The organism is Psychrobacter sp. T6-5 (assembly GCF_052258485.2).
In the GTDB taxonomy this organism is placed as follows: Bacteria; Pseudomonadota; Gammaproteobacteria; order Pseudomonadales; family Moraxellaceae; genus Psychrobacter.
On the sequence record NZ_JBQQEY020000001.1, the window covers coordinates 1327687 to 1342030 of the forward strand.

The 14344-nt window shown below is 45.7% G+C and carries 13 protein-coding genes; 6 read left to right on the forward strand and 7 right to left on the reverse strand.

Annotation, left to right across the window (positions count from 1 at the left end):
- Positions 1–39: 39 nt before the first annotated feature.
- The 5 genes from rtcA to ACTXGK_RS20430 all read right to left on the reverse strand — a co-directional run bounded on the left by rtcA (position 40) and on the right by ACTXGK_RS20430 (position 4487).
- Positions 40–1170: an RNA 3'-terminal phosphate cyclase gene (gene rtcA, locus ACTXGK_RS20410; RefSeq protein WP_443516690.1), complete on the reverse strand. Its 1131-nt coding sequence runs from the start codon at positions 1168–1170 to the stop codon at positions 40–42.
- Between the two features lie 355 nt (positions 1171–1525).
- Positions 1526–1984: a DIP1984 family protein gene (locus ACTXGK_RS20415; RefSeq protein WP_443516692.1), complete on the reverse strand. Its 459-nt coding sequence runs from the start codon at positions 1982–1984 to the stop codon at positions 1526–1528.
- 20 nt (positions 1985–2004) lie between these two features.
- Positions 2005–2580, reverse strand: a complete 576-nt coding sequence (locus ACTXGK_RS20420; protein ID WP_443516693.1) for an SMI1/KNR4 family protein — start codon at positions 2578–2580, stop codon at positions 2005–2007.
- A gap of 66 nt (positions 2581–2646) precedes the next feature.
- A complete protein-coding gene (locus ACTXGK_RS20425; RefSeq protein WP_443516695.1) occupies positions 2647–3234 on the reverse strand; it encodes a hypothetical protein in 588 nt (195 codons plus the stop codon).
- 20 nt (positions 3235–3254) lie between these two features.
- Entirely contained in the window at positions 3255–4487 is a 1233-nt protein-coding gene (locus tag ACTXGK_RS20430) for an RtcB family protein (RefSeq protein WP_443516697.1), read from the reverse strand.
- A 308-nt stretch (positions 4488–4795) separates the two neighbouring features.
- Here ACTXGK_RS20430 and ACTXGK_RS20435 point away from each other — a divergent pair, with 308 nt between their 5' ends.
- The 3 genes from ACTXGK_RS20435 to ACTXGK_RS20445 all read left to right on the forward strand — a co-directional run bounded on the left by ACTXGK_RS20435 (position 4796) and on the right by ACTXGK_RS20445 (position 8315).
- On the forward strand, positions 4796–5746 hold the full coding sequence (locus ACTXGK_RS20435) for an alpha/beta hydrolase family protein (protein WP_443516699.1): 951 nt from the start codon (positions 4796–4798) through the stop codon (positions 5744–5746).
- A 30-nt stretch (positions 5747–5776) separates the two neighbouring features.
- Positions 5777–7435 (forward strand): RNA repair transcriptional activator RtcR, encoded by a 1659-nt coding sequence (gene rtcR / locus ACTXGK_RS20440; RefSeq protein ID WP_443516700.1) that lies wholly within the window; start codon positions 5777–5779, stop codon positions 7433–7435.
- Positions 7436–7541: 106 nt separating this feature from the next.
- On the forward strand, positions 7542–8315 hold the full coding sequence (locus ACTXGK_RS20445; protein WP_443516702.1) for a hypothetical protein: 774 nt from the start codon (positions 7542–7544) through the stop codon (positions 8313–8315).
- Between the two features lie 143 nt (positions 8316–8458).
- Here the strand turns inward: ACTXGK_RS20445 and ACTXGK_RS20450 are convergent, their stop codons facing one another.
- Positions 8459–9286, reverse strand: a complete 828-nt coding sequence (locus tag ACTXGK_RS20450; RefSeq protein WP_443516704.1) for an IclR family transcriptional regulator — start codon at positions 9284–9286, stop codon at positions 8459–8461.
- A 205-nt stretch (positions 9287–9491) separates the two neighbouring features.
- Between ACTXGK_RS20450 and ACTXGK_RS20455 the strand changes: the two genes are divergently transcribed.
- The 3 genes from ACTXGK_RS20455 (at position 9492) to ACTXGK_RS20465 (ending at position 13284) form a co-directional block, all read left to right on the forward strand.
- Positions 9492–10676 (forward strand): acyl-CoA dehydrogenase, encoded by a 1185-nt coding sequence (locus tag ACTXGK_RS20455; RefSeq protein ID WP_443516706.1) that lies wholly within the window; start codon positions 9492–9494, stop codon positions 10674–10676.
- 214 nt (positions 10677–10890) lie between these two features.
- Entirely contained in the window at positions 10891–12099 is a 1209-nt protein-coding gene (locus ACTXGK_RS20460) for a CaiB/BaiF CoA transferase family protein (protein ID WP_443516844.1), read from the forward strand.
- A 123-nt stretch (positions 12100–12222) separates the two neighbouring features.
- Entirely contained in the window at positions 12223–13284 is a 1062-nt protein-coding gene (locus tag ACTXGK_RS20465; protein ID WP_443516708.1) for a histone deacetylase family protein, read from the forward strand.
- A gap of 140 nt (positions 13285–13424) precedes the next feature.
- Here the strand turns inward: ACTXGK_RS20465 and ACTXGK_RS20470 are convergent, their stop codons facing one another.
- A complete protein-coding gene (locus tag ACTXGK_RS20470; RefSeq protein ID WP_443516710.1) occupies positions 13425–14189 on the reverse strand; it encodes an IclR family transcriptional regulator in 765 nt (254 codons plus the stop codon).
- Positions 14190–14344 lie beyond the last annotated feature (155 nt).

Here is a 14344-nt window from a genome sequence, read left to right on the forward strand (position 1 = left end):
CGGTATCATTGGGTAACAGTATACTAATGCTGGCAAATTTTAGCAGGTAATTTTGACCAATATTTGCTTATCCTCTATAGCATCAAACGTGATTGCAACGGGTAAAAACTGCTCAATGAGCCACGCTTGGGTTTTGCTATGCTCGCTAATAACCCGCGCGCTAAATGTACCACCGCCTGATAAGGCTAACGGTAATAGCAGCTGATCAGTTAAATATTCATCAAGCAGCGCATCCGTGTCATACAGATAGCGCCTGATGTGTCCCGCCAAGCGCTTGCCGATATTTTCCGCCGAGCTGCGCTTTTCTCCAAGCAGGCTAAAGACTTCTTGGTGAGTGTTTGTGTTGGTGCTTGTCTTAGCAGTCGTCTTAGCCTCATTTTGATCGCCCAGTTGGTGGGTGATGATGGCATAGCACGTATTGCCTTCACCAATGCCGCATAATTTATTGCCGCGTGTTGTAGTAAGCGCCTCATCAATACCGGCCTCAATCAACGCGGCTTTGGCGCTGGCAAGCTCACGTTTGCAAATATCATATTCTAGATTGAGCACGCTTGCGACCAGCTCTATGCGATTAAGCTTACCGCGTTCCGTGAGGTCTAATCGTGGGGCACTGGCACGGCGCATAAATGGCGCAATAGTTGTTTTAATCACGCCGCCACCAATAGGGGCAAAGCCCGCTTGCAAGCACTCAATATCGACTTGCATACCAAGCTTGGCAAGTAGCGGCACAAAGGCATGCTGCAAAAAGTCGGTAGTCGGTGCTAAGGGATTGTGCGTACCGCCTGTAATGGTAATGGTTGATTTTTGGTTTGCGTCAGTATTGGCAAAGAGTAGCGCAGGTAGCAGCGTTTGTAGTACAAGGCTGGTGCTACCCGCTGAACCGATATCAAAGGTATAGTCACCCGCTTGTACAGTACTTGGCGTAAAAGTAAAGACCATACTACCCAAATGCGCGCCTGTGACCACCGCATTTGATATTTGTTGTGACGCTTGCACGCACATCAAATGCTGGCGCATCAATCCGGGCTTGGCGCGTCCAGCACGAATATTGGTGATCTCAATCGGTGTGCCTGTAAGCATCGATAACGACAGCGCGGTACGGATAATTTGTCCGCCGCCTTCGCCTGTGCTGCCGTCGATTTTTAGGGTTTTATGTGTTGATGCTGGCATGATAAATGTCTTTATGATTTGTATGACTATTGATTGGTGATGTTTTTAATGGACGTAATAAAATGCTTCCCAATACTTTTCGGGTCGCATTTAAAATAAGATTGAAACCGACTGTCAGTGTCTGGTAGTAAGGTCTAAATGGTGCATTGTGCCTAGTGACGAGTACGGGGCATAAGTTGTGAAAAACGCGTTTGCCCGCAACGCGTAGCAGCCACTACAGTATGTTTTCAACCCCCTGCTGTGGATCGCGGGGTCTGACACTCGCCCAATCGGTTCCAAAAGGGGAGTCTGCTGACTTATGCTAAGTCCGCAGAGAATTTGGTATTATTGGTCTAACATTTAGTGCGCGACATTGTTATTCAACAAGGTCAATTTGCCAGTTGTTGGCTTGAATGACAAGATTAATCTTGCGCAGTTTCATGGCAATATCATCGGCTTGTTTTTGTAAGCCTGCGACTGAAACCATGACGTGCCACTTAATCTCGCGAGGACTATAACGATCAACCTCAGTGTCGGTGGCTTCAATCGCCTCCATCAACAGCTTATGTCGCATCTCTAACGTATCACGTTCGATTAATAACGTCAGCATCGATTGACCCTCATTGGTCTGAGCGACGGCATTAGTGCGGTGAATGCGCTCAATCAACACACTCAATTCGGTAATGATTTGGCTAGCATCCATCAATAGCTGATTGGGGTCTTCGCTTGGTTTATCGCCGTCTTGGACTTTGACATTATTGCGAATGCGTCCTTTTATTTGCGCCAATTTTTTTTGCATATCGCTACGGATGAGTAGGGCTTCTGCGAGTTTCATTTTGTTCTCTCTTATTATAATTAGGATTCAATATCGCCCCAAAAATCAATATGATTTGGTGCATCGATTATTGGAAACTTATCTGACAATTCAAAACGAAATTCATGAGCAAAGTAGTGTGCTAAATCGTATCCATAGTAAATGATATCTGTCTGATAAATAGAAAAGACAGGATTACCAGTTTTATGCGGTTCACTAGGAATGTATCGGTGCGAGTAAATTGGTATTAATTTAGGATAAGTCTCATAATAAATTTCGGCGATCATAATATTTTTATTAAGATCGTTAGACTTCTCACCCCATTCTTCCATCCAGAATACATTATGCTCTATATCAAACACTATGCCACTAAATGGCCAATCAATTCTTTGTCTAATATAGATTTCCTCATCTTTGGAGTTTAAACCAAGACGCCAGTTCACAAAGTTGTCTGAGATAGGAAGTTCTGTCTGTAAAAAATCTCGCAAATCAGGTGGAAATTGTATATCAAATTTTAGCTCAATTTCTTGAATCTCTTGATCAGATAATCCATGCTCAAATTCGACTTTCTTTGCTTTGAGCTTTCGGATGACCTCTTTTTTTTGTGCATGTTTCATAGTGTTTGCTTCCAATTTTAAAAGCTGATTTCAAAATAATTAAATGAGGCACTTATTACCAACCTTTTAATCTTCCCAATAAAAAAGTCCATCATAATAAGAAATATAATTATCGATTAGTATTGAAGGTATTCTTTCAGCTATCTCCAATGGTGTAGTCAGTGCAAGTGTATTCAAACGAATTAAGCCTCTATGAGTTAAAAATTTTTCTACTTTCTGAGCAAGATTCTTCACCGCGTTATTGGTCAAGTTATCTAGCATTTTACGGCTTGGTAGATAATGAGAACACATTGAAGAGTCATGAATAGGCCATGATTTTGAACCTTGCATGAATACATAGTAAGGCAGCATTCGATGGAAGAGAACGACAAGACCTTCATAGTTCTCAAGACTTTTGAGAGGATCACTAGCAAAGTCAGAAGTCTGTTGATAAAACCATGCATCACAATAAGAGGAATAGCCTGAGCCATAATGATCTACTTCTAGTTGAAATAGAGTTTGAGTATGACTTTTTATCTCTTCACAGAGGCTTCTATAATAACCTTCTATCGTGGACTCTTCTCCTGTATTGAAAGGATGCGCATGCCAAACCATCTCTCTTTTTTCAACATGAATTTGGTGGATCAAATCATATAGATCAATAGTTTGTTTCATAATAATCTCCTTTTAAAAATTTACCCCTTAACACAAACCACCTGCCGCAAAGTATGTACCACTTCCACCAAGTCGCTTTGGGCGCTCATCACGTCTTCAATGTTCTTATACGCCGCTGGGATTTCATCAATCACGTCCGCGTCTTTTCGGCATTCTACGCCTTCGGTCTGGGCAATTTGGTCATCGATAGTAAAGACCTTTTTTGCCTCGGTGCGTGACATCACGCGGCCTGCGCCATGCGAGCAAGAGCAAAAGGATTCTTCATTGCCTTTACCTTTTACGATAAAGGATTTTGCGCCCATCGACCCTGGAATGATGCCGTATTCGCCAACGCGCGCGCGCACCGCACCTTTACGTGTGACAAAGATATCTTCGCCGTAGTGCTCTTCTTTGGCCACATAGTTGTGGTGGCAGTTGACCGCTTTCACTGCTGCATCAAACGGTTTTGGCACGATGGTGCGTAGCGCCTTGATGGCTTTTTCCATCATGATTTCGCGGTTTTTAAAGGCAAAGCGCTGCGCCCAGCCGACCGCAAACCAATAATCTTCAAAGTGCTCTGTGCCCTCGGCGAAGTACGCCAAATCCTTATCAGGCAGGTTAATAAACCATTTGCGCATGTCCTCGCGCGCCAGCTCGATAAAGTAGCGCCCGATGGCATTGCCGACGCCGCGCGAGCCAGAATGCAGCATGATCCACACTTGATTGGTCTCATCAAGGCACACCTCGACAAAGTGATTGCCTGTACCCAGCGTCCCCAAATGCTTTAGATTGTTGGTGTTTTTTAGTTTGGGGTGCTTTTGGGTGATGTAGTTAAAATCATCGACCAGCGTACCCCAACCATTCATCACGCTGTCATCAGGGTTCGCCCATGCGCCCACATCACGACGCGAGCCGCGACCACGTGTTTTGCTGCGCCCATGCGGAATGGCTTTTTCCAGCTCGGTACGCAGACCGTGCAGGTTGTCTGGCAAATCATCTGCGGTCAGCGTGGTTTGTACCGCCATCATCCCGCAGCCGATATCGACACCGACTGCCGCAGGGATAATCGCTTCTTTGGTCGGCAGCACGGTACCGATGGTCGCGCCAATACCGACATGGACATCAGGCATCACCGCGAGCCACTTATAAATAAACGGCATTTTTGAGGCTTTGATCAGTTGGTCGTGCGCTTTTGGATCGACGGGCACGCCTTTGGTCCACAGTCTGATTGGGGTTCCGCCATCTTGAATAATGTTGTGTGTCATGGGTTGCATTATCTGCTCCTTAGTTTCTTATAAACATATTTTGTCTGTACTTTATATAATGCGAAGGGTGTGCCAAGTTTGTTTAGAAAGTTAATATAAATATATAAGTTATTGATATTAATATAAAAATATATTTGAAAATTTAGTTTTTAAAAAAATTAGTCATTTAAACAAGAAAAATAAACGATAAAATATTCTATAAATATAGTTATTATTATAAATTTTATGACTATCATTTGTTTGGTTTATGGATAATTCTGCTACAATCAGCGGGTTGTATTGGTGGTTGGTAAATCATTTTTTAAAAGGATAAAGCTATGCAGCGAATGGGTATGCAAGGGAAAGGAACAATGTGGCCGCGTGCGTTATCGGTTGGTGCGCTGATGCTGATGGGGGTAAGCGTTACTATCAGTGCGGCAGCCGCGCCAACGCTGGCATCACTGCGCAGCCATTATGAAACGAGCGTCACTATCGAGCCAATGCTACAGATGCCATTGCCGACGCCGCCAACAAAGCTGTTTAACACGGTGCGCTATGACAGCGATGGAATGTCACTTGCGGCATTTGTCACGCCTGATCCCCAAGATCAAAAAAAGCATCCCGCCATCGTCTGGATAACGGGCGGTGAGTCAAACACATTGGCAGACTTTTGGCGCAAGGGCTCAAGGCAAAACGACCAAACTGCCAGCCCATACCGTGATGCGGGCGTGATAATGATGTTTCCCACCTTGCGCGGCGGCAATGACAATGCAGGCAATATCGAAGTGAACTATGGCGAAGTCGATGATGTCATTGCAGCAGCAGAATATTTGGCGACGCTGCAGTATGTCGATAGTAGTCGTATTTATCTGGGCGGGCACAGTACAGGCGGTACGCTGGCGCTACTGGTCAGTGAGGTGGCGAGCAGCTCGCATCCTGAGCTATTCAAAGCAGTCATCAGTTTTGGCGCTACTCAAGAGACGATGTTTTTGCAAGAGGCTACCTTTACTGGCGATGAGCAGCGAGAAATAGAGTTGCGCACGCCTGCCAATTGGATTAACGATATTCGTATGCCTACGTGGATTATTGAGGGCAAGCGTAGCGGTAACTATTATGACCTAAAGCCGATGTGTGATAAGAATAAAAACCCCATGCTGCACTGTGCGTTTATCGCGCGGCACGACCATTTTAGCGTGTTGTATCCGCTCAATCGCTACCTTGCGCAGCAGATTATGGTGGACGAGCCGTTGTCTATTGATAGCACCAAGTCGTGGACAATTAAAAAGTAAAATAACAACCAATAAGCCAAGCGTATCATCATGAGTAAAAACAATAAAACCGCCGTTATCGGCTTTCTGGGCACCACGTTAGACAATGGCTTTAATGACAAGCGTTGGCAACGCTGGCGGCCGACGGTCAGTCTAGGCTTGCAAGATGACTTGTTGGTCGATGAGCTACATATCCTCTATAGCAAGCGCGATAAGCGTTTGTTTCAGCTCATCTGTGAGGATATGGCGCAGGTCAGCGCCGGCACCAAAATCATCGGGCATCGCGTGTCACTTGCGAGTCCGTGGGACTTTGCCGATGTCTATGCCGAGCTGTATGACTTTGTCACAGGCTTTGCCTTTCGTGAGGACACCGACTATCTGCTGCATCTGACCACAGGCACGCATGTGGCGCAGATTTGCTGGTTTTTGCTGGTCGAGGCGGGGTTTTTGCCTGCCGATTTGATTCAGACCTCACCTTGTCCCAAGCCCGACCAATACGACCCACAAGGGCGCTACCAAATCATTGACTTGGACGTGTCGCGCTATGACAGTTTGCGCGCGCGTTTTGAGGCAGAAAAAGCCCAGCATTGGCAAACGCTACAAGCCAATCTCATCACCCAAAACGCCGCATATCAACAGCTGATAGCTGATATTGAAAAAGTCGCCACGCGCTCCAACGCGCCGATTTTATTGATGGGCGCGACAGGGGCGGGCAAGTCGCAACTGGCAACGCAAATCTATGCGCTCAAGAAAAACAAAGCCAAAAATAAACAGGCACTCGGCGCGTTCGTCGAGGTCAACTGCGCCACCTTGCGCGGTGATACGGCAATGAGCGTGCTGTTCGGTCATGTCAAAGGCGCGTTTACGGGCGCGGCATCGAGCCGTGAAGGTTTGCTCAAATCGGCGGACGGTGGCTTGCTGTTTTTGGATGAAATCGGTGAGTTGGGGCTAGATGAACAAGCGATGCTCTTGACCGCGCTTGAGGCGCAGCGCTTTTATCCGCTCGGTAGCGATACGCCGATGGATGTGTCATTTCAGCTGATGGCGGGGACGAATAAGGACTTACGCCAAGCGGTCGCGGATGGGGAGTTTCGTGCCGACTTGTTTGCGCGGCTGAACACGTGGACGTTTTTTTTACCGTCGTTAAAAGACCGTATCGAGGACTTGCCTGCCAATATTGATTATGAGCTGGCGCGTCTGGGCAGTGAGCAGCAGTACCAGTACCGTTTTGAGCCAGCGGCGCGGGCGTATTTTGAAGCCTTTGCCATGAGTCATGCGGCGACATGGCAGGGCAACTTTCGTGATTTAAGCGCCAGCATGACGCGCTTAACGACATTGTGCGAGGGCAAAGTAATTCGTATGCCCGATGTTAAGGCAGAAATCACCCGCCTTAAGCACCTGTGGGCATTGCCCAATAGCGCCCAGCATCAAGCGGACAAGGCGTATGCGCCCAGCCTAACTGAGCAGCAAGCGCACGCGGACACGGTGCTGAGCCGTCATCTATCAAGCGACGACAAAGACGCGCTCGATCCCTTTGACGCGGTGCAGCTGGCGTATGTGATTGAGGTCTGCTATCAGCACAGCAGCCAAGCGGCGGCAGGGCGCTATCTGTATGCCAACTCCAGAAACCAGCTAAAAAGCAATAACGACAGCGACCGACTGCGTAAGTATCTGCTAAAGTTTGGGCTGAGGTTTGATGGGTTAGGATAGAGGAATTTTGACTTCATTATTAATGAGTAAGATAAGGAGTAATTTTTAGAGGTTTATCGCAGGTGCAGGTAAAAACAGTGTTATTAAATAAAAAGGAGCCGTTACTATGTTGTTCAATCCAGTAAGACGCAGAGAAACTGCAATGATCGATTTCTTAATCAATACGGAATATAATTCGACAAGACCGATGGGCAATGTTGCTTTGAGTGGTATTAACATGCTTATTGGTGATTGGATAGTTGGCTTAAAATCAGAAACTGAGGTTATCCTACCTAGTCGCATTGAATGGATGCAAATAGCTATTGATTCAGATGAAAGACTTAGAAATAGTTATGGAGACGATGAGTTTTTCCATAAATATAACTTATATAAACATCTTGCCCTAGCAAAATGGCTCTATACAGGAGTAGATAGCCAAGTGGATTGGCAACATGCCAGAGTTATTTTCGCTGACAACTATGTCTCTGGAGATTGGTATGAAAAAAGAAAGTTTAGAACTGATGCTTTAGATGACTATTTAGCCTTATGTATCCAAGCAGAAAGTTATCAAGCTGGAATTGATGAATTTGAAAAGTATCACGGACAGAAAAAGATTTCGCTAAAAACAAAAGTGATAACTCCTAGAGATTATGGTTATTTAGTTTGTCAAAACAAGCTAAACCCAGTTCATGACGATGTAACTATGACTGAGTTAGGGATGAAGTTGTTGGTGACTAATTTGGAAGATCACCCATGGTTAGGCTATGGTCAGTACGCTACAGCGGCTATGTGGTTAAAAATAGTATATTGGCATAACGATAAAAATTTAACGCCAGAACAGACGCTTCTTAAGTGTTATGAAAATATGCCTAACGTTCCTAAACCAGATTTTATCTCATAGTATGTAAATCACTACGAATTGCCCAGTGGTGGTTTACGTCTCAATGTTTCAAGAGAGTACGATAATAAAAACACGAAATAAAAAAAGGCAATGTCCGCATTTTTATAGAAGTAGCAAACAAGCATCCTTCCATACAGCTACCGCTAAACCCCACTCCCAATCCGCTCCGCCAACGCCTGCAACTTGGGCACTATCATTGCCGCATACTCATCCGCTTCCCAGTTGGCACTTGGTACACTGGCATTCAGCGAATACGCGTATTGTCCAGTGGCGACATCATATACACCAACCGCGACTGCCAGTATGTCAGTAGAGAACTCCCCATCAGAGACGGTATAGCCGTATCTTTCATAATGCTCTGCCGCGCTGGCTAGGGCAGTTTGTGCATGGTTAAATTCTTCAGTAGACAAATTCTCTTTCAAATTGCTAATAATCATTGCCTGTCTCGCTTGCGAGCTTACTGCATAAAAAGCCCGTCCAATAGCAGTACGTGCGACCGGCACCGCTGAGCCAACTTGCAAGTTGACCGATAGGCGTGCAGGACTACGACAGCAAGCATGATAGCGCATCTCTCCTTCAACTTCGGTCGCTAGATTTACCGATACCTCATTTTCGCTAGCGAACTGACGTAATAATGGTTCAGCTGCTGCGACCATATCGTGACGACTCCATGCGGTCGCGCTTAAACGTACCGCACTACTGCCCAATTGATACTGTCCGTGCTCAGTGACACGTAAAAAACCAAGCGTGGTCAAGGTATGAATCAGGCGAGTAAGGGTCGCTTTTGGCAGTTTGGTCATCTGACACAACTGCTGATGGGTAAGGCGCTCATGATGTTCAAAGGCAGCCAGTATGACCAATCCACGACCTAATGCCGTCACAAACTGTCGGTCGTTCTCTTCCTTGCTTTGACCAATCAGATGATCCATTCGTTCGAGTAGTGAGGTAGCTGTCGATGTAGATGTTGTCATTTTATTTCCATTTCCCTTAATGATTATCTCTTTTGATGCCTATTTTTCAATAAAGGTTTACAGGGCGGCGAAAGTTTGCTTAAATAGTTTTATATTATGAAACTAAGTTTCGCACAGCGGAATAATAAAGTCAACGACTTGTTAAACCAAATGATTTATTCCTCACTACTCATCAGTCAGGATGACTGATATCAAGGAGATCCACATGGCAACATCTACCAGCCCACGCTTTGATTGGGAAGATCCTTTCTTACTACGCGACCAGCTCACAGAAGAAGAGCGCATGGTCACAGACAGTGCCCGTCAGTTTTTTCAAAAGGAATTGATGCCCGGTATCGTTCAGGCCAACCGTAATGAGCATTTTGATCGTAATATCATGCGCCAAATGGGTGAAATGGGTCTGCTTGGCGTCACGATTGAAGGTTATGGCTGTGCTGGTCTGTCTAGCGTTGCCTATGGTCTGATTGCCAAGGAAGTGGAAGCGGTTGATTCGGGCTACCGTTCAGCGATGAGCGTGCAGTCAAGCCTAGTGATGCATCCGATCTGGGCGTATGGCACAGAAGAGCAAAGAGAAAAGTATCTGCCAAAGCTTGCTACAGGTGAATACGTCGGCTGCTTTGGTCTGACTGAGCCAGATTCGGGTTCTGATCCTGCCTCAATGTCAACGCGTGCGCGCGCCATCGATGGTGGTTACGAGCTGACGGGTAATAAAATGTGGATCACCAACAGTCCTATCGCGGATGTGTTTGTGGTCTGGGCAAAAGATGATGCGGGTGATATTCGTGGTTTTGTATTAGAAAAAGGCATGAAAGGGCTATCTGCACCGAAGATTGAAGGTAAGTTCTCACTACGTGCTTCGGTCACCGGTGAGATCGTCATGGACAAAGTATTCGTTCCTGAAGCCAATGCTTTCCCCGATATTCGTGGTCTAAAAGGGCCATTTGGCTGCTTGAATAAAGCGCGTTATGGTATTGCATGGGGCAGTATGGGCGCAGCAGAGTTCTGCTGGAAAGCGGCGCGTCAATACACGCTAGATCGTAAGCAATTTGGTCGTCCACTAGCCGCAACGCAGTTGGTGCAGTTAAAGCTTGCCAATATGCAGACAGAAATCACCTTAGGGTTACAAGCTGCGCTACGTGTGGGTCGTTTGATGGATGAAGACAACGCTGCACCAGAGATGATTTCGCTCATCAAGCGTAATAACTGCGGTAAAGCGCTTGATATCGCTCGTATCGCCCGCGATATGCATGGTGGTAATGGCATCTCTGATGAGTTCCACATCATCCGTCATGTGCTTAACCTTGAGGCGGTCAATACTTACGAGGGTACGCATGATATTCACGCGCTGATCTTAGGCCGTGCACAGACGGGTATTCAAGCGTTCTTTTAAACAGTTTTTGGTACAACTGTATTTTATGACGTACGTTGCTGCTTGGCTTTTTATCAAAAAGAGTATCGACAGTGGCGTACGTTTTTTTAGTTGTTATTCACCATTTATTTATCAGTGTGTCATTAAATAACGCAAAAAACTAAATGATGAATAGCAATTTTCTAATCAGAAAATCGAAGAATACGCCAAAGAGTAAGGGAATCTCATGACAGATATGACGGATATGGATAGTATGCCAGAGGGTGCATTGCAGGGTATCAAGGTGCTCGATTTATCAAGAGTGTTGGCAGGTCCCTCTTGTACGCAAGTGCTCGCTGATCTGGGCGCAGAAGTCATTAAAGTTGAGCGTCCACATATCGGTGATGAAACGCGCCACTGGGCACCGCCAACATTCAGCGATGACACCTCCGCTTATTATGCAACCATCAATCGCAATAAAAAATCGCTCACGGTAGACATCACTACGCCAGCAGGTCAGACGATTATTAAGCAGCTTATTGCTGACAGCGATATTTTGGTAGAGAACTTCAAAGTCGGTGGTCTCAAAAAATACGGTTTAGATTACGACAGCCTAAAACAAGACAATCCGCGCTTAATTTATGCGTCATTGACAGGGTTTGGTCAGACAGGTCCTGATGCCAAGCGTCCCGGTTATGATTATATTATTCAAGGTTTGTCAGGGCTGATGAGTATCACAGGGCCAAGTGATGGCGAACCGCACAAAGTTGGCGTCGCAGTGGTTGATTTATTTGCGGGGTTACAACTGACGATTGGTATCCAAGCGGCGCTATTAGCGCGTCAACATACTGGCGTTGGTCAACACGTGGATGTCGCGTTGCTCGACAGTGCGCTGTCTATGCTGGCCAATGTCGGTATGAATCATCTAGCTTCAGACAAGATTCCACCAAGACTGGGCAATCACCATCCTAACATCGTGCCTTACCAAGTGTTTGCGGCCCAAGGGGAGGCGCACTTTATTTTGGCCTGCGGTAATGACCATCAGTTTGCCAAACTGTGCGAGGTGCTCGCAGTGGATTGGCATACTGATGAGCGTTTTGCGACCAACCCTAATCGCGTTGCTAATCGGGATCTACTGTGCGGTGAGCTAACTAAGCAATTTGCCAAACAGCCTCGGGCTTACTGGCTTGCAGCTTTGGATCAAGTGGGCGTACCTTGCGGTGCGATTCATAACGTGGCTGAAGCCTTGGCCATGCCGCAAGCACAAGCCCGTGAAATGATCGTCAATTTCGCGGCACAAGGCAGCCCTGTCCGCGCGCTTGGCAATCCCATCAAACTATCGGCATCACCTGTCAGCTATCGCACACCGCCACCGAAGTTGAGCGAGCATACCGATAGTACGCTTGCTGATTTAGGGTATGACAGCGAGATGATCGCTAAGCTCAAAGCCGATGGCATTGTTTAGTTCATTGTTTGCAAAAGAATATTTACAGGGTCAAGTACGCGCAATATAAGTTATAAAAAAATATTTTAACCAAGAATCAAAAAACTAATCTAAAACAATAATATCAAACAAGGAATGTTGAGCATGAAAATATACAGCCATGAAAACCTAAGTCTGCATAGACCGTTACCCTATTTTTCTTATGGCAAGATGCATGAGCCGCTCGAGATACCAGAACGTATGGTGGAATTATTGAAAGCACCAGCAGCATTGGGTTTAGAAGTGACCACTGCCACCGATATCGGCATTGCGCCCATATTGGCCGTTCACGATTTTGGTTATGTGGAGTTTCTCAAACACGGTTATGATGAATGGATGGCAGTTGAGGAAGACTTGGGTGCGCAGGTGCAGACTGGAATTTTTGTACCGTATGACAATCCGGGCATTGGCATCATGGCAAAAGCCGCGAAATATCAGGCAGATGATAGTGCCCCTATCAGTGAGCATTCTTGGACATCGATTTATTGGTCGGCGCAGACCGCCCTCAATGCGGCCGAAGCTTTATTAGACAATAATGCATCGGATACTGAGTGTGCTAAAAATAAGATACAGCTTTGCTTTTCGCGTCCGCCGGGTCACCATGCGCGTAAGAGTGCAGCAGGTGGATTTTGCTATCTTAATAACGCCGCCATCATCGCTAAACATTTACGCCAAAAGTATAAAAAAATCGCCATCATAGATACCGATATGCATCACGGTCAGGGTATCCAAGAGATATTTTATGATCGCAGTGATGTGCTCTATACTTCAGTACATGCCAGTCCAATCAACTTTTATCCAGCGGTCACAGGTCATGAGTTTGAAAAAGGAGTAGGCGCAGGCGAAGGTTACAATATCAATTTCCCGATGCCGCATGGCACTGACGAAGATAGTTTTTTTGAATATGTGGATAAATCTATTGAAGCGATGATGCTATTTGACCCAGACGTTATCGTTCATGTCTTGGGTTTCGATGTTTATGAGAATGATCCAGAAGCGAGGTGTGCGGTCAGTACAAAGGGCTTTGAGGTCTTAGCGCAAAAGATGATTGTTTTAAACAAGCCGTTGATCGTCTTAGTCGAAGGGGGGTATTACTTGCCAAAGCTTAATGACAATCTACAAGCATTCTTATCAGGACTTATAGCAGCTGATAGCAGTAGTAATTAGGATGATAGAAACCATCAAAGCAGCTAAAATCTTAACTGTAATCTTAGCCGCTTTGTCGTTAAAGAGAAGCAAAATTAAAGAAAATCGGTTGCAGGATATAATCTCAATGAATCCTGCAACTACGTCACATAAGCAATCAATTATGATTCAGCTATAAAGCCTAAATGCCGCTCAATCTGTTCGGCCAACTCAATTAATACCGCACTAACCTCAGCCCGTTTAGACTCATACTCTCCTTGCAAAAAACTCACTGCCATGCCCGCAACCGCCGTGCCAGACGCATTACGAATATACGTACCCAAGCAATACATCCCATCACGCAATTGCCCATCATCGAGAGATATTCGACTGTCTTGCGTCACTGCCAACTCAACCGCCAAATCCGTAAAATTCTTAACACCACGCGGCGTCATGGGCGTTGGAAACTGCTCTTTATACAATGATTTTATGCTGTCCATAGACAAGGTTGAGAGCATGGCTTTGCCTGTCGCCGAAAATACCGCAGGCACGCGCACGCCTGCCCGAAAGGTAAAACCAAGCGGGGCAGGCGACTCATGACACGCCAAAAACACCACTTCTCCCAAATCCAGTTTTGACAACGTCACGGTATGTTGAAGTAATACTGGATACTGAGCAATCAAATCTTTAAATAACCGTACCACGCCTTGCTGCTGCTCATACTTACCCGCCCAATACATTAGATATGAGCCCAAATAAAAGCGGCTCTCAGGATCTTTATAAATGACGTGCTTGGACAATAGACTCTGCAAGATATTGTGCGTAGAACTGCGCGGAAGCCCAAGTTCTTTGGCAATATAAGCGGCTGTTAGCGGCTGGGCGCTATCGGTAATCAAGTCCAAAATCTGAAAGGTTTTGTCTAGGGCAGGTACGGCAGTCGAGCTCATAAGTAACCTATAAAAGTGAAATAAAATAAAGGAGTACAAGAAAATTATCAAAATAATGAGATTAAAGGTTGCAAATCGCGACATATCGTTCTTATAATGATGTCTCGTATATAGAATACGTGTTCAGTATATTGAACAAAAAAACAATTATCAAT